At 71.1% G+C, this 16,837-nt stretch carries 13 protein-coding genes; 10 read left to right on the top strand and 3 right to left on the bottom strand.

Features of this window, described 5'->3' with window-relative positions:
* Window positions 1-10 precede the first annotated feature (10 nt).
* Together ACQEV1_RS50895 and ACQEV1_RS50890 are read left to right on the top strand one after the other, a co-directional pair.
* A complete protein-coding gene (locus ACQEV1_RS50895; protein WP_433405310.1) occupies window positions 11-1,447 on the top strand; it encodes a DUF7059 domain-containing protein in 1,437 nt (478 codons plus the stop codon).
* The gene (locus ACQEV1_RS50890) at window positions 1,447-2,541 is read left to right on the top strand and encodes a DUF711 family protein (protein ID WP_433405307.1); all 1,095 of its coding nucleotides are present in this window, start codon (window positions 1,447-1,449) and stop codon (window positions 2,539-2,541) included. Before ACQEV1_RS50895 ends, ACQEV1_RS50890 begins: the two co-directional genes overlap by 1 nt.
* Here ACQEV1_RS50890 and ACQEV1_RS50885 read toward each other — a convergent pair.
* The gene (locus tag ACQEV1_RS50885) at window positions 2,531-3,418 is read right to left on the bottom strand and encodes an alpha/beta fold hydrolase (protein WP_285629565.1); all 888 of its coding nucleotides are present in this window, start codon (window positions 3,416-3,418) and stop codon (window positions 2,531-2,533) included. The genes ACQEV1_RS50890 and ACQEV1_RS50885 overlap by 11 nt on opposite strands.
* A gap of 146 nt (window positions 3,419-3,564) precedes the next feature.
* Here ACQEV1_RS50885 and ACQEV1_RS50880 point away from each other — a divergent pair, with 146 nt between their 5' ends.
* Complete coding sequence (locus tag ACQEV1_RS50880; protein WP_433405305.1) at window positions 3,565-4,797, top strand: hypothetical protein; 1,233 nt, start codon at window positions 3,565-3,567, stop codon at window positions 4,795-4,797.
* Here ACQEV1_RS50880 and ACQEV1_RS50875 read toward each other — a convergent pair.
* A complete protein-coding gene (locus tag ACQEV1_RS50875; RefSeq protein ID WP_433405302.1) occupies window positions 4,763-5,590 on the bottom strand; it encodes a helix-turn-helix transcriptional regulator in 828 nt (275 codons plus the stop codon). The two genes, ACQEV1_RS50880 and ACQEV1_RS50875, sit on opposite strands and share 35 nt — an antisense overlap.
* Before the next feature lie 76 nt (window positions 5,591-5,666).
* On the opposite strand from ACQEV1_RS50875, the gene ilvD reads away from it, so the two are divergent.
* From ilvD to ACQEV1_RS50855, 4 genes are all read left to right on the top strand, one after another.
* The gene (ilvD, locus tag ACQEV1_RS50870) at window positions 5,667-7,505 is read left to right on the top strand and encodes a dihydroxy-acid dehydratase (protein ID WP_433405300.1); all 1,839 of its coding nucleotides are present in this window, start codon (window positions 5,667-5,669) and stop codon (window positions 7,503-7,505) included.
* 16 nt (window positions 7,506-7,521) lie between these two features.
* Window positions 7,522-8,016, top strand: a complete 495-nt coding sequence (locus ACQEV1_RS50865) for a DUF523 domain-containing protein (RefSeq protein ID WP_433405297.1) — start codon at window positions 7,522-7,524, stop codon at window positions 8,014-8,016.
* A 73-nt stretch (window positions 8,017-8,089) separates the two neighbouring features.
* Window positions 8,090-9,082, top strand: a complete 993-nt coding sequence (locus tag ACQEV1_RS50860) for a zinc-binding dehydrogenase (RefSeq protein WP_433405296.1) — start codon at window positions 8,090-8,092, stop codon at window positions 9,080-9,082.
* Window positions 9,083-9,391: 309 nt separating this feature from the next.
* On the top strand, window positions 9,392-11,062 hold the full coding sequence (locus ACQEV1_RS50855; protein WP_433405293.1) for an MFS transporter: 1,671 nt from the start codon (window positions 9,392-9,394) through the stop codon (window positions 11,060-11,062).
* 261 nt (window positions 11,063-11,323) lie between these two features.
* Here ACQEV1_RS50855 and ACQEV1_RS50850 read toward each other — a convergent pair whose 3' ends face one another.
* A complete protein-coding gene (locus ACQEV1_RS50850; RefSeq protein ID WP_285629572.1) occupies window positions 11,324-11,977 on the bottom strand; it encodes a DUF1707 SHOCT-like domain-containing protein in 654 nt (217 codons plus the stop codon).
* A 68-nt stretch (window positions 11,978-12,045) separates the two neighbouring features.
* Between ACQEV1_RS50850 and ACQEV1_RS50845 the strand changes: the two genes are divergently transcribed.
* The 3 genes from ACQEV1_RS50845 to ACQEV1_RS50835 all read left to right on the top strand — a co-directional run bounded on the left by ACQEV1_RS50845 (window position 12,046) and on the right by ACQEV1_RS50835 (window position 16,836).
* Window positions 12,046-12,759: a L,D-transpeptidase family protein gene (locus ACQEV1_RS50845; protein WP_433405290.1), complete on the top strand. Its 714-nt coding sequence runs from the start codon at window positions 12,046-12,048 to the stop codon at window positions 12,757-12,759.
* A 55-nt stretch (window positions 12,760-12,814) separates the two neighbouring features.
* Window positions 12,815-13,570 (top strand): arylamine N-acetyltransferase family protein, encoded by a 756-nt coding sequence (locus ACQEV1_RS50840; RefSeq protein WP_285582340.1) that lies wholly within the window; start codon window positions 12,815-12,817, stop codon window positions 13,568-13,570.
* 86 nt (window positions 13,571-13,656) lie between these two features.
* Window positions 13,657-16,836 (top strand): hypothetical protein, encoded by a 3,180-nt coding sequence (locus ACQEV1_RS50835; protein WP_433405287.1) that lies wholly within the window; start codon window positions 13,657-13,659, stop codon window positions 16,834-16,836.
* Window position 16,837: the final 1 nt, after the last annotated feature.

Here is a 16,837-nt window from a genome sequence, read left to right as displayed (position 1 = left end):
CAATGGGGGCATGCCCCCGTCCATGCCGTCCACCGCGGCCGAACGCGTACGTGACCTGTTCCACCAGGCCGGATACACCGTCGCCGGCGTACGGGACCTGCTCGGGCCGGTCGCGGGCGCCGCGCTGGCCCGCGGCGAGATCGTGCCCGCGCTGCGCGCCTCAGGCGGAGGCACGCCCGTAGAGGCGCTGCTCCGGCTCTTCTGGCTCCAGGTGCCGGTATCGACCGGCGATCTGCCCGTCGACGACCTGATCGCACTCGGCCTGGCCGAACGCGACGACGGCGACACCGTACGGGCGCGCCTGCACGTCGAACCGGTCGAGGGCGGTCCGGACCGGCGTCACCTCGGCTACGTCGTCTCCGACCTCAACGTACGGCCCGGGAGCGGCCGGGTGCGGCCCGACCACGTCGTCGGCCAGGGCGGCGCCTCCGCGAACCTGGCCCAGCTCGTTGTCCACAGGCCTGTGGACAACCTTCTCGATCTGGGGACGGGCTCCGGCGTCCAGGCGGTTCACCTGGCGCACCGGGCCCGGCGGATCACCGCGACCGACCTCGACCCGCGCGCCCTCGACCTGGCCGCGCTGAGCTTCGCCCTGTCCGGGGTGGACGCCGAGCTGCTCGCCGGCGACCTGTTCGCGCCGGTCGAGGGCCGTACGTTCGACCTCATCGTGTCCAACCCGCCGTTCGTGATCTCGCCGGACCGGCGGTTCGGCTACCGCGAGTCCGGCCTGCCCGGTGACGAGGTCTGCCGGCGGCTCGTACGCGAGGCGCCGCGCCACCTCGCCGACGACGGCTGGTGTCACCTCCTCGCCAACTGGCTGCACGTCGAGGGCGAGGACTGGCGTGAACGCGTCGCCGGCTGGATCGAGGGTGTGGACGGCTGGGTCGTCCAGCGCGACGTCCAGGACCCGGCGGAGTACGCCGAGCTGTGGCTGCGCGATTCGTGCGAGGCCGGCACGCCGGAGTACCGCGACCGGTACGACGCCTGGCTGGAGCTGTTCGAGAGCCGGAAGGTCACCGGCATCGGCTTCGGCTGGATCAGCCTGCACAAGAGCGGCGGCGAGGACGTCCGCGTCGAGGAGCTCCGGCACGCGGTCGACCAGCCCGTGGGCGCCTACGTGGACAGGGTCGTACGCGGCCGGCCGGTGATCATCGATGAGATGACGCTGCGCACCGCCGACGGCGTCGTCCAGGAGCAGACCGGCCGGCCCGGCGCGGAGGATCCCGAGTGCATCGTGCTCCGCCAGACACGCGGCCTGCGTCGTGCCGCCCAGGTCGGCACGGTCGAGGCGGCGCTGGCCGGAGCCTGCGACGGCGACCTGCCGCTCGGCCCGCTGCTCGACGCGATCGCCCAGATCACCGAGACCGACCCCGGCGCCGTACGCGCGGCGGCCCGGGACGTGCTCCCGGATCTGATCGCCGACGGCTTCTTTGAGATCATCGCCTGATGGTCCCGATCCGTACGCTCACGCTCGGGGTGGCCGAGCCGCACCCGCTGACCGGAGACGTCATCGCCAGGTCCGCCGAGGCGCTGCGCCGCGCCGAGGCCGCCTGCCGCGCCGACGGCCACGAGGTGCAGACCCTGCGGCTGTCCACCCGCCCGGTCTTCGGCGACATGACCCCGACCGCCGCGTACGCCCGCGAGCTGCAGGCGATGCTGGACGACGCGGGTCTCGTCTACCTCTCCCTCGGCCCGGCGACCGACGGCGTCGAGCTCATCCCCGAGTTGCTGATCGGCAACGACGCGCTGAACTGCACGGTACGGCTCGACGGCAACACCGCCGCCGCGCGCCCGGCAGCCGAGGCCATGCTCCGGCTCGCGAACGAGACCGAGGAGGGCTTCGGCAACTTCCGCTTCGCCGCGCTCGCCTGCGTGCCGCCGAACGGCCCGTTCTTCCCCGCCGCGTACCACGACGGACCGGCCGACCTCACCGTCGGCCTGCAGGCCGCGAGCATCGCCGTGAAGGCGGCCGAGGGCGGCCTCGACGGGCTCACCGAACGCGCCGCTGAGGCGTTCACCGCCGAGGCGACCCCGGTCGTACGGCTCGTGGAGCGGATCGCCGGTGAGCTGGGCGTACGCTTCGGCGGCATCGACCTGTCCCCGGCGCCGAACGGCCCCGACAGCATCGGCGCCGCGTTCGAGGCCGCGGTCGGCGCCTTCGGTGCGCCGGGCACCCTCGCCACCGCCGCCGCGCTGACCGCCGCGATCCGCGGCACCAGCCTGCCGACCTGCGGATACAACGGGCTCATGCTGCCCGTGATGGAGGACGTCGTCCTGGCGCGCGCCTGGGAGGAGGGCCGGATCGGCCTGCACGACCTGCTGGCCTACTCCTCGGTCTGCGGCACGGGCCTGGACACCGTCCCGCTGCCGGGCGACAGCTCGCCGGACGACCTGGCGCGGCTGCTGCTGGACGTCACCGCGCTGGCCGTGAAACTCCAGAAGCCGCTGTCGGCGCGGCTGTTCCCGGTGCCGGGTAGGCGGTCCGGCGACCGTACCTCCTTCACCTCGGAGTACCTGACGGACACGATCGTCAGGTGGTGACCCGGGCGATCGCCTCCAGGCTCGCGGCGACGTAGGTCTTCGGCGCGGCGAGGAAGACGTCGTGGTCCTCGTCGACGGTGATCACCTCGGCGCCGAGGCGCTCCGCCATGTCACGCTGGTCACGCGGCGGCACGGCGGAGTCCTTGGAGGTGAGGACGACGACGGTCGGCACGTCCCGCAGCGACGCCGCGTGCGGGCGGAAGTCGAAGTCGTACTCGGCCAGCATGACGTCCACCATCGTGCGCGGATGGCACAGCATGAGCTCGCGGCGCAGCCACTGCCAGAGCAGCTTGGTCTCGGTGCTCCGGTTGCGGGTGTCGCCGAAGAACCGCAGCGGTGCCGTACGCCCGAGCCCGAGCGCGGTCAGCGGCCGTACGGCGCGCAGGAGTGGCCTGGTCAGCTTGTCCATCCAGCTGTCGAACCGCAGCGCGGTGGCCTGGAGGACCAGCCCGGCGACCCGCTCGGGGTACCGGCGGGCGAGGTCGAGCCCGATCGGCCCGCCGAGTGAGTAGCCGAGCACGATCACCTTGTCGATGCCGAGCGCGTCGAGCAGTGCGATGTGGTCGTCGGCGGCACCCTCGATGGTGAACCGCTCCGTACGGGCCGGCCCGCGGCCGTGCCCGTGGTGGTCCATCGCCACCAGCCCGCCGGGCAGGCGTGGCATGAGATGGCAGAAGTTCACGTCGGCGGTGAGGGTCCAGCCGTGCAGGAGCAGAACGGGAGCGTCTCCGTCGACGACACGGGCGGTCACCCGGCCACGGCCGGGCAGGTCGAGCACACGTGTGGGCGGAAGGGCGGGCTCGATCACACTGGGACCGACCCGGCCGAGCGGACGCATGAACCCCAGCCCCCGGCGGAGATCGGCCTGCGCACCCATGTCAAGAGCTTCGCACGAGAGGCGAATCCAGCATATGAGACGGTTGTCACACTGATCTGGGGATTATCCACGGGCTCCGCTCGCAATGGAGTCACGGCCGGTGTCCTTGCCCAACGTGCCAACGGTCACCGTCGGTTCCCGATATATTGCGCCGCGACGTCGAGACCGTACATTTCCCTTTTCGAATACGAGGATATGCGATGCGCTTCTCACGACCCTTGGGGGCTTTGTTGGCCGGCTCCCTCATCGTGGCCGGTATGACAGCGTGTCGAGATGACGGAGACCCGGCGGGAAAGGGTGGTTCCGCGTCTCCGTCGGGTGCCGGAACTCCCGCCGCGGCCGGGTTGCGACCGCGTGATGTGGTGGTGACCGCCGACTGCATGCTGGGCGGCAGCGCCGCCGCCATCGACATCGCCGGTTGGGATCCACGGACCTGGAAACGGCTCACGCAGATCACCTTCGACCTGCCCGCGCCCGCCATTTTCTCCACGGTCGACGCCCGTGCGCTGACTCCTATGATCGATCTGTGCCGGCAGCCCGGTTCCGAGGGCGTCTACGACTCCGACAGCATGGAATGGGCCGTTCCTCGCATACGCGCCATGTTCGATCGGGATTTCACCAGGATGGCGGTCGTGCTACGCGGTTCGGGCGGTGACGAGACACACGTCGGATTCATCGACCGCCAAGGCAAACTGACCGACCTCACCGGCGGCGGCGATTCCCTGGGCTTCACTCCGCGCGAGGAGAACGCCGCCATGGCGCCGGACGGCTCGGCCGTCTGGTTCACCTTTGAAACGTCCGACGGAAAACACCGAATCGGCAGTCGGCCGGTCAACGGCGCCCACACCCTGACCGACCAAGGACCGGCCACGGACACGAACCTGCCGCTCGTCCTGGTCGGGCAGCCGTTCCGCGGCGTCCAGGCGGAGATGGTGCACCTGTCCCCGGACGGGAGTCGCATGACGGCCTGGGCGCACGGTGTGGACGAGAACGTCTTCGATGTTCCCGCCACGTCCACCGCGCTGACCGCCGACACCGCCAAGCACCCCAAGAGCCTCGACGGCTGCCCTGAGGCGGTGGGCTGGACCGGACCGCAGACCGTGCTGTGCCGTATGGACCAATTGGGGCAGTTCAGGACCGTCGGCACCGATCCGGGCGCGGCACCCGGGCCCGTGCTGGTGCCCGCCAACGACAAGGAGAACGAGGGAGAGGTCATCTCTCCGGACGGGAAGCGGTTCATCTTCAACAGCCATCGGGCGAGCGATCCGACCGGGGGCTTCATGGGCTTCTATGTCGCCGGGACCACACCGGGGAGTGCCCCGCAGAAACTGACCGTCGACGCGCTCAACGCGCAGACGGTCTTCCTGGAGTGGCGTTAGGTACGGGGGTGTAGATCACCAGATGCAGGTCGGGCTGGTCCGACGGCGCCAGGCGGTGGTGCTCCAGGTGGAGGTCGCCGGCGACCGGATGGTGGAACACGCGCTCTCGCGAGGCGAAGCCCTCGATGTCGTGGCTCTTCCAGCCGGCGCGGAACTCCTCACTCGCGTCGAGCAGGCGCTCGATCAGCCGCGCGTACGACGGGTCGCCCAGGCGGGGACCGGCCTCGGCCCGGAACTCGGCGAGGAACCGGCGGCTGGTCACCTCCCAGTCGGGCAGCAGTTCGCGTACGTACGGATCGGTGAACACCAGCCACAGCAGGTTGCGGTCCTCCGCCGGGACCGTCGCGACGTTCGGGTAGAGCGCGGCGTACGCGGTGTTCCAGCCGGAGATATACCAGTCTGGGGCGATCGCGTACGCCGGGAAGCCGTCGAGCGCGTCGAGCAGCCGCTGTACGTGGGGCGGGGCGGCCCGCGGGATCGGTTGGGCGTCCGGCTCCGGAGCGGAGTATCCGACCAGCGTCAGGACGTAGGTGTGCTCGGCGACCGACAGCCGGAGCGTGCGCGCGATCGCGTCCAGCACCTGCCGTGACGGATGGATGTCGCGGCCCTGTTCGAGCCAGGTGTACCAGGTGACGCTGACGCCGGACAGGTACGCCACCTCCTCGCGCCGGAGTCCGGAGGTGCGGTTCCGGCCGACCGGTGGCAGCCCGAGGTCGGCCCGTACGAGCTGGTTGCGCCGGGCCCTGAGGAAGGCGCCGAGCTCCGCGCGACGCTCGCGCTCGATGGTCACCATGCGAATACTAGTAGTGCCACTACTAGAAGTTGCGCCGTCTTCAGCCAGGCCCGGTCCGGCGGGGATCGTTGGGCGCATGCCAGAGCTGAGATCACGAACCGTCACCCACGGGCGGAACATGGCCGGTGCCCGCGCCCTCCTGCGTGCGGCCGGAGTCGACCGGAACGACTTCGGCAAGCCGATCGTCGCCGTCGCGAACAGCTTCACCGAGTTCGTTCCCGGTCACACGCACCTCCAGCCGGTCGGGCGGATCGTCTCCGCCGCGATCAAGGAGGCCGGGGGCGTTCCCCGGGAGTTCAACACCATCGCGGTCGACGACGGCATCGCCATGGGACACGGCGGGATGCTCTACTCCCTGCCCTCGCGCGACCTCATCGCCGACTCCGTGGAGTACATGGTCAACGCGCACTGCGCCGATGCCCTGGTGTGCGTCTCCAACTGCGACAAGATCACCCCGGGCATGCTCATGGCCGCGCTGCGGCTGAACGTCCCCACCGTCTTCGTCTCCGGCGGTCCCATGGAGGGCGGCGCCACCACTCTGGCCGACGGCACGGTCCGCGACCGCCTGCACTTGATCTCCGCCATGTCCGGCGCGGCGTCCGACGCGGTCACCGATGAGGACATCGCCCGCATCGAGGAAGCGGCGTGTCCCACGTGCGGCTCCTGCTCGGGGATGTACACGGCGAACTCGATGAACTGCCTCACCGAGGCGCTGGGCCTGGCCCTACCGGGCAACGGCACGACTCTGGCCACCCACACGGCGCGCCGGGCGCTGTACGAGGCCGCCGGGCGGACGGTCGTCGAGCTCGCCCACCGGTACTACGAGCAGGACGACGCCACCGTGCTGCCGCGTGCCATCGCCTCCCGCGCCGCCTTCGACAACGCGATGTCGCTGGACATCGCCATGGGCGGCTCCACCAACACGGTCCTGCACCTCCTGGCCGCCGCGCGCGAGGCCGAGCTCGACTACACGCTGCGCGACATCGAGGACCGCTCCCGCGCCGTGCCCTGCCTCTGCAAGGTGGCCCCGAACGGGAGGTACCTGATGGAGGACGTCCACCGCGCCGGGGGAATCCCCGCGATCATGGGCGAGTTGCATCGCGCCGGGCTCCTCCGTGAGGACGTGCACACCGTCCACGCCGGCTCGCTGGGCGAATGGCTGAAGACCTGGGACGTGCGTGGCGGATCACCCTCGCCGGAGGCCCAGGAGCTGTTCCACGCCGCTCCGGGGCGCGTCCGCTCGGCCACGGCGTTCTCCCAGTCGAAGCGCTGGGAGGATCTGGACCTCGACGCGGAGAACGGCTGTGTCCGCGACACCGCGCACGCGTACTCCGCCGACGGCGGGCTGGCGGTGCTGCGCGGCAACCTGTCCGAGGGCGGATGCGTGGTGAAGACCGCCGGTGTCGACGAGTCCATCCTGACCTTCACCGGTCCCGCCGTGGTGCTCGAGTCACAGGAGGAGGCCGTCGAGGCGATCCTCGGCGGGCGCGTCCAGGCCGGCGACGTCGTCGTGGTCCGCTACGAGGGCCCGCGCGGAGGGCCGGGCATGCAGGAGATGCTGTACCCGACCGCGTACCTGAAGGGCCGTGGGCTCGGCAAGAGCTGTGCCCTCGTCACCGACGGACGTTTCTCCGGCGGCACCTCCGGACTGTCGATCGGCCACGTCTCACCGGAGGCGGCGGCCGGCGGCGTCATCGCCCTCGTCGAGGACGGCGACACCATCGTCATCGACATCCCGAACCGGTCGATCCGGCTGGACGTCCCGCGCGCCGTGCTGGCCGAGCGTCGCACCCGCCTGGAGGCGGCCGGCGGTTACCGCCCCCGGCGCCGGGACCGGGTCGTGTCGACCGCGCTGCGCGCCTACGCCTCCATGGCCCTGTCCGCCGACAAAGGGGCCGTCCGCGAGGTGAACTGACCTACCGTGGAGGTTGATGGAGCGGATCCTGGTCAGTGCCTGCCTGCTGGGCCAGCCGGTGCGTTTCGACGGCACCGGCAGGCGCAGTGACGACGTGCTGTTCGAACGCTGGCGGCGGGAAGGGCGGCTCGTGCCGTTCTGTCCCGAGGTGCGGGGTGGGCTGCCGGTGCCACGTCCGCCCGCCGAGATCAGCGGCGGGTCCGGTGCGGACGTTCTTGACGGCCGTGCCGTGATCCTCACACCGGACGGGACCGACGTCACCCGGCACTTCGTCATCGGCGCCCGGCAGGCGCTCGACCGCGCGCGGTCGTACGGGATCCGGCTCGCGATCCTCAAAGAGGGCAGCCCGTCCTGCGGCAGCGCCCAGATCCACGACGGGTCGTTCGCCGGGCGCAAGATCCCCGGCGAGGGTGTCACGACCGCCCTGCTCGAACGGCACGGCATCGCCGTCTTCGCCGAGGACGCCCTGGAGGACGCCGCCGCCCGGCTGGCCGAGCTCGAACGGCGCTGACGGCCGGCGCTTGACCTCAATCATGGTTGAGGTTGAACACTGCTTCTCACGTTGACGAGGGGGAGCAGTGACCATGCGAGTGATTCAGGTGGAACGTTTCGGCGGGCCCGAGGTGCTGGTGCCGACCGACGTGCCGGACCCGGTGGCCGGGCCGGGGCAGGCGGTGATCCGGGTGTCCGCGGCGGACGTCGGGTTCGTCGAGACGCAGATCCGGGCCGGCGCCTTCGGCGAGTACTTCACGGTGACCCCGCCGTACGTCCCGGGGCACGGCGTGACGGGCGTGGTCACCACCGTCGGCGACGGTGTCGACCCGGCCTGGGTCGGCCGGCGGGTCGCGGGCTACACCGGCGAACACGGCGGGCGCGGCGGTTACGCCGAGCGCGCGGTGATCGAGGCCGCCGCGCTGGTCCCGGTGCCGGACGGGCTCGCGCTGCGCGACGCGGCGGCGTTGCTGCACGACGGCGTCACCGTGCTGCGTCTGTTCGACGTGGTCGGCGTACGCGCCGGCGAGCAGGCGCTCGTCACGGCGGCGGCCGGCGGCATGGGCCTGCTGCTGGTGCAGCTCGCGCACGCGGCCGGCGCGCGCGTCATCGGGGCCGCCCGCGGCAGGCGGAAGCTCGCGCTGGTCGGCGACCAGGGCGCGGAGCTGGTCGTGGACTACTCCGAACCGGACTGGGCGGACCGGGTGCGCGAGGCGACCGGCGGGACGGGAGCGGACGTGGTCCTCGACGGCGCGGGCGGCGCGATCGGCCGGGCGGCCTTCGCGGTGACCGCGCGCGGCGGCCGCTTCTCGGCGCACGGTGCGCCCTCGGGCGGGTTCGCCGCGCTCGACTCCGCGGAGGCGGAGAAACGCGGCATCACCGTGAGCGGCATCGGCGATCTCCAGCTCGGACCGGAGCAGATGCGGCAGGTGCTCACGCGGGCACTGGCCGAGGCGGCGGAGGGCCGGATGCGCCCGGTCATCGGGCAGACCTTCCCACTGGAACGTGCCGCCGACGCCCACGCCGCGATCGAGGCCCGCGAGGTGGTCGGGCGGACGCTCCTGCTGGCCGGCCCGCCCGAGTAGGCGTAGCGGCGTTGAAGAAGAGCCCCAGCGGCTCCGGGTGGCAGTACGGCGCCGCTGACGGCCGCTTCCTCGGCCTTGTCCCTTTCGGCGAAGGTCACACAGGTGCCGTCCAGCAGCGTCCTGACCGCCTGCAGGGCGCCTCTCGCGATATGTCTTGACCCTCGCGAAGAACGCGATATATCTTCTCTCTTAACGAGACACCCTGCCATCGCCTGAGCGTGGCGGAACTCCGTTCATCGTAAACGAACGGCGTTCCTAAAACGATCGGCGTTCAGAGACGTTGCGTTTCTCGCGACACCGGAGGAGACCATGACCACGTCGACCGCGCCCCCTACCGGGCCCGTAGCGGCCCGTGAGCCGTACCCCCTGCGCTGGATCGCGCTGTTCGTCCTGCTGGCCGCCGAGGTCATGGACCTGCTCGACGCCTTGATCACGAACATCGCGGCGCCGTCCATCCGGGCCGACATCGGCGGCGGCGCGAGCACGATCCAGTGGCTCGGCGCCGCGTACACGCTGGCCATGGCGGTCGGCCTGATCACCGGCGGCCGGCTGGGCGACATCGTCGGGCGCCGGCGCATGTTCCTGATCGGCGCGCTGGGCTTCACCGTCGGCTCGCTCCTGTGCGCGGTCTCGCAGTCGCCGGAGATGCTGATCGCGTGCCGAGGAATACAGGGGCTCTTCGGCGCCGTGATGCTCCCCCAGGGCCTGGGCCTGATCAAGGAGATGTTCTCCGAGCAGGAGATGTCGTCGGCGTTCGGCATGTTCGGGCCGGTCATGGGCCTGTCGTCGGTCGGCGGCCCGGTGCTGGCCGGCTGGCTGATCGACGCCGACTACTTCGGCACCGGCTGGCGCATGATCTTCCTGATCAACCTGCCGCTGGGGCTGCTCGCGGTGCTCGGCGGCCTGCGGTTCCTGCCGGAGTCGCGGGTGGCCCGGCCGCCACGGCTCGACCTGGTCGGCGCGGTGCTGGCCGGACTGGCCTCACTTCTGGTCGTCTACCCCCTGGTCCAGGGCCGCGAGCTCGGCTGGCCCGCGTGGACCTTCGTCTCGATGGCCGTCGCGGTCGCCCTCTTCGGCTTCTTCGGCTGGTACGAGGCGCGCAAGCGGCGTATGGGCGGTGACCCGCTGGTCGAGCCCGGCCTGTTCCGCAAGCGCGGCTTCACCGGCGGTCTGATCGTCGGGATCGTGTTCTTCGCCGGCATCTCCGGGTTCTCGCTGGTCTTCAGCCTGTTCACCCAGCTGGGTCTCGGTTACTCCCCGCTCAAGGCGGGCCTCGTCGGCCTGCCGCTCTCGGTCGGCATGGTCGGCGGGTTCGGCGTCGCCCAGGCCTTCCAGAAGTTCGGCCGTACGGTGATCCACGCCGGCATCGTCGTCATGGCCGCCGGTGTCGTGGCCGTCGTCGTCACGCTGCACCTGGCCGGTGTCGACGTGTCACCCTGGCAGCTGATCCCCGCGCTCACCCTGGCCGGTCTGGGGATGGGTGTGCTGATGGCGCCGTTCTTCGCCATCGTCCTCGCCGGCGTGGAGACGCACGAGACCGGCTCGGCGTCCGGCGCGCTCACCGCCGTACAGCAGCTCGGCAGCGCTCTCGGCGTCGCGGTACTCGGCACGCTGTTCTTCGGGTTCCTCGGCGGCCACGTCGCCAGTGCCACCGACGCGGTCGCGCCCCGGACCCTCGCCGCGGCCGGCGTTGAGGGACCGGCCCGCGACCACCTGGTCGCCGCGCTGCGCACCTGCGGCCACGACCGGGCGGCCGCCAAGGACCAGGAGCAGGTGCCGCCCTCGTGCGTACGGCTCGAGGGGGAGCTGCGCACCGCCGAGGCGCCCGTACGGCTGGCGGCGGTGCGCGCCGCCGAGCAGTCGGCCAAGCGCGGGTTCGGGCAGTCGATGAACCTCACGCTGTGGATCGAGGTCGGCCTGCTGGCGCTGACGTTCGGCACGGCGTTCCTGCTGCCACTGCGTGCCCGCCCGGAGGAGTGACCGGCCGGAGGTTATCCACAGCCGCCCCGCGCACCTTCCGCCACCGCTCCTCGCCCTGGACACTGGAAGTGGGCTGGAGCCCCCGGGCGGGAGGGGCGCGGGAGGGGCGCGGGAGGGGCGCGGGAGGGGCGCGGGAGGGGCGCGGGAAGGGCGCGGGAAGGGCGCGGGAAGGGCGCGGGAAGGGCGCGGGGCCGTCCGTTGGCGCTGAAGGATCAGGGGGACGAGACGGTCCCGCTCTCACCAGGTGAGAGCGGGACCGTCTCACTGTCCGAGCTGTCGGCGCTGTTCGCGCCTCTGCTCCTTGCGTTCGAGCTTGCGGCGTTTGAGCTCCGCCTCCGTCGCCTTGCGCTCGACGCTGACGCCGCCCCAGAACGCCACGCCGGTGACGACGATCCGTGGTGCGCCCGGCGCGCCGGGGCCGGTCGCCCGTGTGTCGAAGCCGCCCATGATGCCGAGGCCGCCGACGTGCACCTCGGCGTCCTCCGGGACGATGATGTGGACCCCGCCCATCACGGCGTACGCCCGGATGGTGACCTGCGGGCCGGAGAAGCGCGCCTCGCGCAGGTCCACGACGCCGCCGCCGCAGAACGCCACCGCGTTGAACGTCTCGGGCGCCACCCACCCGCCCTTGCGCTCGAAGCCCCCGAGGATCGCGATGCCCATCGTCGAGGTGGGTGTGCCGCCGAACCGGTCGCGGGAGGGGGCCCGTGGCGCGGAATGGGACTCTTGCGGCAGGTCACGGGTGATGGGCTCGAGGTCACCATACGTTTTCGCGGCGTACACTGCGCTGAGTCGCTCGTCGAGTTCTTCCAGGTCAAGGCGGCCTTCCCCGGCTGCTTCGCGGAGAATCGCGGCGACGTCGTCCCGATCGGCGTCCGAGATGCGCATCTCGCGCCGCTCAGGAAGATTCATCATGCAGACAGACTAAAACGCCGGATCGCGCGTGCGTAGCCCGTTGGTACCGGCGCGCCTTTGGAGGAGCGGTGAACTACAGGACGCTGGCGTCGATCGCGCTGGCCGGGGGCGCCGCGCTCGCGGCGCTCACGGCTCTCGGCCCCCCGGCCGCCGCCGCGCCGTTCGACCCCTGTTCGGCGATCTCCCAGGGCAGGCTGCGGTACCCCACCGGCAGCGCACAGCACCTGGTTCTGGCGGTCTCGTCGGACTACGCCTCGAATTACGTCGTCGTCACCGAATGCGCCAAGAAGGGGCGTTCGTGGACGAAGGTCACCGAGACGCAGGGGCGCGCCGGCGCGAACGGCTTCGCCCGGCCCGGGCAGAAGCGCGAGGGCGACGGCAAGAGCCCGACCGGCTCCTTCACCTTCACCCAGGCGTTCGGTATGGGCAATCCCGGCACGCGGCTGCCGTACCGCACGCTGCGCGAGTCCGGCGACTGCTGGGGCGCCACGCCCGGCGAGAGCCACTACAACGACTACTACTCGGGCACCTGTGGTCAGACGGATGAGGACCTGTCCACCATCATGCAGCTCGGGTCGTACCGGCAGGCGGCCGTGATCGACTACAACCGGCCCAAGCCGGTGCCCGGTCACGGCTCGGCCATCTTCTTCCACGTCGGCGGCACGTCCCCGACGGCGGGCTGCATCGCGATCGACGAGGCCCGGCTGCGCGGCATCATGCGGACTCTCGCACCCGGCGACCGGATCATCATGGGTCCGAGGTGGGAGTTGTTCCGCGGCTGAGCCTAGGACTCACGGCCGATGGCGTCCGCGTCCCTCAGTGTGGGGGAATGGCGCCATGAACGACTCCTGGGTGGACGCCTACCTCGCCCGGATCGGGGCCGCACGCCCGGCGCGGCCCGACGGCGAGGCGCTGCGCGACCTGCATCTCCGTCACCTGCTCGCGGTGCCCTTCGAGAACCTGAGCATCCATCTCGGCGAGGACATCGTCCTGGACCCCGAGGCGCTCGTCGCCAAGGTCGTCGACCGAAGGCGCGGCGGGTTCTGCTACGAGTTGGGCGGGGCGTTCGGGACGCTGCTCGCCGCGCTCGGCTTCGACGTCGAGATCCTCGCGGCGCGTGTGTTCGACGGTGACCGGCTCGGCGTGCCGTACGACCACCTGGCGCTGCGGGTCGGACCGTGGCTCGCCGACGTCGGCTTCGGCGACCACGCGCACCACCCGCTGCGGCTGGACGTCCGGGGCGACCAGCCGGATCCCGGCGGCGTCTTCCGGATCGCCGAGACGCCCGAGGGCGACCTCGACGTCAGCAAGGACGGCCGGCCGGCGTACCGCCTGGAGACCCGGCCCCGCGCGCTGGGCGACTTCGAGGCCGGCTGCTGGTGGCACCGCACCTCACCGAAGTCGCACTTCACCCGCTCGGTCGTCTGCTCGATGCTCACCGAGTCGGGCCGCGTGACCCTGAGCGGACGCACCCTCATCCGTACGACCGGCGGCGAGCGCGACGAGCGGGAGCTCACCGGCGACGATGAGGTGCTCGCCGCCTACCGATCGTTGTTCGGCGTCGAGCTGGACCGCGTTCCGAAGGTCGCCTGAACTCCGGTTCACCGCTTCCGCGATCGGCTACCGGAGCCGGACGTTATGGGGTTAGGTTGGGCGATCATGGCCGAATGTCGCCGTACGTGCGGATTGTCGTTGTCGCCGTTCCGGGCGGCCGGCGCATGAGCGGTTACGAGGCGGCGCCCGCCTCCTGGGCACGTTCGGGCCGGGCGTACCTGGGTGCCGGTGACACGCTCGCCGACGCGGTGGACCGCCTCCATGACACGTTGGTCGAGGTCGGACAGTGTTTCGGCAGCGACGGTTTCGTCGGGCGCCCGGCCTTCAACGGCTCGGGCGGGTCGGTGGGGTTCCGGGTGGCCCGGGACGACCTGCTGGCTCGCCTGGTGCTCGTCGTGAACCTCGTGCGGGTGGCCGGGCACGGGCAGATCGTCACCGGGGTGAACTACCAGGACGCGGAGAACGCCTCGGCCGCGGTCGTCGCAGAGGACATACAGCGTGCGCAGAGCACGCTGGCCAAGGTGGCCCAGGACGACGTTTACCAGCTCGAAGCACTGCCGGACAGCATCATCCACCCCATTCCGGCGCCCGGTGCGGTGAGGACGGCGCTGGGACTGCTGGAGATGCTCGGGCTTCAGTGCGAGTGGGCCGACGGGCACTCCGACAAGGTCGCCCGGATCCACGAAGCGTTGCACGACGTCTCGGCCGCCCTGAACCAGGCGGGCGCCGCGTTGGCCCGCCACACGAACACGGTGGTCGCCGCCAACGGCGGCGAGGCCACCGACGCCTACACCCGGGCCGTGAACTCCCTGGCCGGCCACGACGGCGTGCTGTCGCGGCTGAGCGCGGACGCCAAGGGCCTCGGCGACAACTGCCGGACGGTCGCCAACACGATCGCGGCCGCCCAGCTTCAGTTCGTCTACTCGGCCGTCTTCATCGTCGGCCTCACGCTGCTCACCAGCTTCGGACCCGGCGGTGCGCTGCTCGCCCGGATCCAGATCGCCTTCCAGGGTCGGAAGCTGTACCTCTTCCTTCTCTCCTGCAGCAAGGCGGTGCTGGTGTTCGTCGCGCTGGACGCCGCGCACCAGGAGGCATGGCGACAGGAGCATCTGCAGCACGGCTGGAACGTCGGAGAGACGCTCCTGTCCGCGGGCGAAGGCGTGACGATGGGCGTGGTCGCCGGTGGCATCGAAGCGGGGATCACCCGTCTCGCCGGCCGGTACGGCCCCGTCACCGCGGTCGCCGACGCGATGAACGCGCCCGGCCTCACCGGTGTCGCCGCTCGGTTCGGGGTCACCGCCGGCACGGGCACCGCCGCGACGATGGCCACCCAGTTGGCGTTCGACCACGGCCACGTCGATCCGGTGCAGGCCGTCGAGGCCGGCCTGGCGATGGCCGGCATCGGCGCCTTCGCCAAGAACGGTCCCACCGGCCGGCCGGGAACACCGGACTGGTTGACGCACCGCAGCCGCGCCCTCGGCGGTACGACGGAGGCATGGGCCCGCGACCTGCCCGCGGAGCAGCGCGCGGCGGTCGAGGACGTGCTGGCGCCCGACGGGATCAAGCGGCTGAACGACGGGCTGCACAGCGACGATCCCCAGGTCCGCGCCGAGGCGGCCGGGAGGGAACAGGCGGCGAAAGAGGCACTGGGCCCGTTCCAGGTCGAGGGCGACACCACCGTGTACGCCCGCCCGGCGGACGACCACCTCACGGCACTCGCGGCCGGTGAGGACGTCACCGTGGGGAGCGTGCTGACCGAGAGTGCGGGTCACCTGGGCTCGACCGAGGTGGTGTTCCGCACCGGCACCGCGGTCGACGTGTCGGACCTGGTCGGACACCGTCAGGTCATCACGTGGTCCGACACGCGCGCACACGTGCTGGCCGAACAGCGACTCCCGCCCGAGGAGCGGATCGGCACGCAGGAGCCCGCCCGCCGGCTCTTCCTCGCCGACCCGCCGGCCGCCGATGCTCCACCCCGCGCGATCCGGCACCTCAAGTCCCTCGCGACGGATCTGTCCATCCCACCGTCTCCCAAGCCGTCCTACGGACTGCCCAAGGATTACTGGGAGTTCCGGGACAAGATCGCGCTCAGGCTCGAGTCGGGTGAGCTGTACAAGGTGAACGCGGCGGACGCGTCCGCGGCGCCCTCCATCCGCCCTCTCGAGGGCGTGCACGACTTCGGTGTCTCCGGCGGGAGCGTCGACGAGTTCCTCCGCGCCCATGGTCTGGAGCCGCAGGCCCTGGGCAGGCTGATCGGCAACTACAGGGCCGCGGGCCATGTCTTCCGCTCGGTCACGCCGCTCGACGACGGTGTCGCCCGAGCGATCGCCAACGAGACCCTCACGCCGATCATCTATCCGACGGGTGAGACCCGGATCGGCCCGAACGGCGACGTACACCTCCACATGCCGGACTCCGCGTGGCGCATCGCCGTTCCCGACGCGGAACACGTTCCCTCGATGCCGGGCCGGCTCGGGGACGACGGAATCCGTCGCTTCGCCTCCGCCGATGACGTGGCGCGCTACGGCAACGCATACCTCGGGACCGTGCACTTCAGCGATGTCGCCTTCGACGACCTCGGCGTGGTCACCAACTATCAGCGGACCCCCTGGCCGTACAACACGATCCTGCGGATGAGGAGCAACGGGCGGACTCCTGCCGAGCTGGGCGAGTGGTGGGACGGGATCACGCCCGGGGCGCCCCTCGCACTCTTCGACGATCCCATGAGGGTGAATTATCACTCGATCATCTTCAGTGATTCGCCTGAGCTCGCCCCCCTCCGCAGGGATCTTCTGGCCAGTGAGTCGATGGGGGAACGCCTGCAGTACTGGCAGAGCTACCTCCACAGCAACATGCATTACGTGCGTGAGCTGTATGTGAACTACGGCCACTTTCCGACCGTCGATGAGCTCGGCGGGACGATCGCGCAGTTGCAGCAGCTGACGGACAAGCAGCTGCCGGAAGGGGTGGCCACCAGCCGTAGCCTGCGGAGCGTCTACTTCATGGAGGGCTTCGACCGGCAGAACCCCGACAACCTGAAGGCGCTGGAGAACACGGTGCAGGTGGAGCCCGGCTTCATGTCGGTCTCGCTGGGCGACACCGGATACTGGGCCCATACCGATGCCGCCGGGCGGTACCCCTACACCCTCCACCTCGACCTGCCTGCGGGAACGCGTGGACTGTGCTCGGCGTTCAATGACATGTACGAGATCACTCTCGCGCCCGGAACGCCCTACCGGATCACGCGCGTGACGGTGAATCCCGACGGTACGACGGACCTTTACGGCGTCGTGCTCCCACACTGAC

Origin of the sequence: Actinoallomurus sp. CA-142502 (assembly GCF_050936355.1) — a bacterium.
GTDB classification, from domain to species: domain Bacteria; phylum Actinomycetota; class Actinomycetes; order Streptosporangiales; family Streptosporangiaceae; genus Actinoallomurus; species Actinoallomurus iriomotensis.
This window is presented reverse-complemented; position numbering and strand designations above follow the sequence as displayed.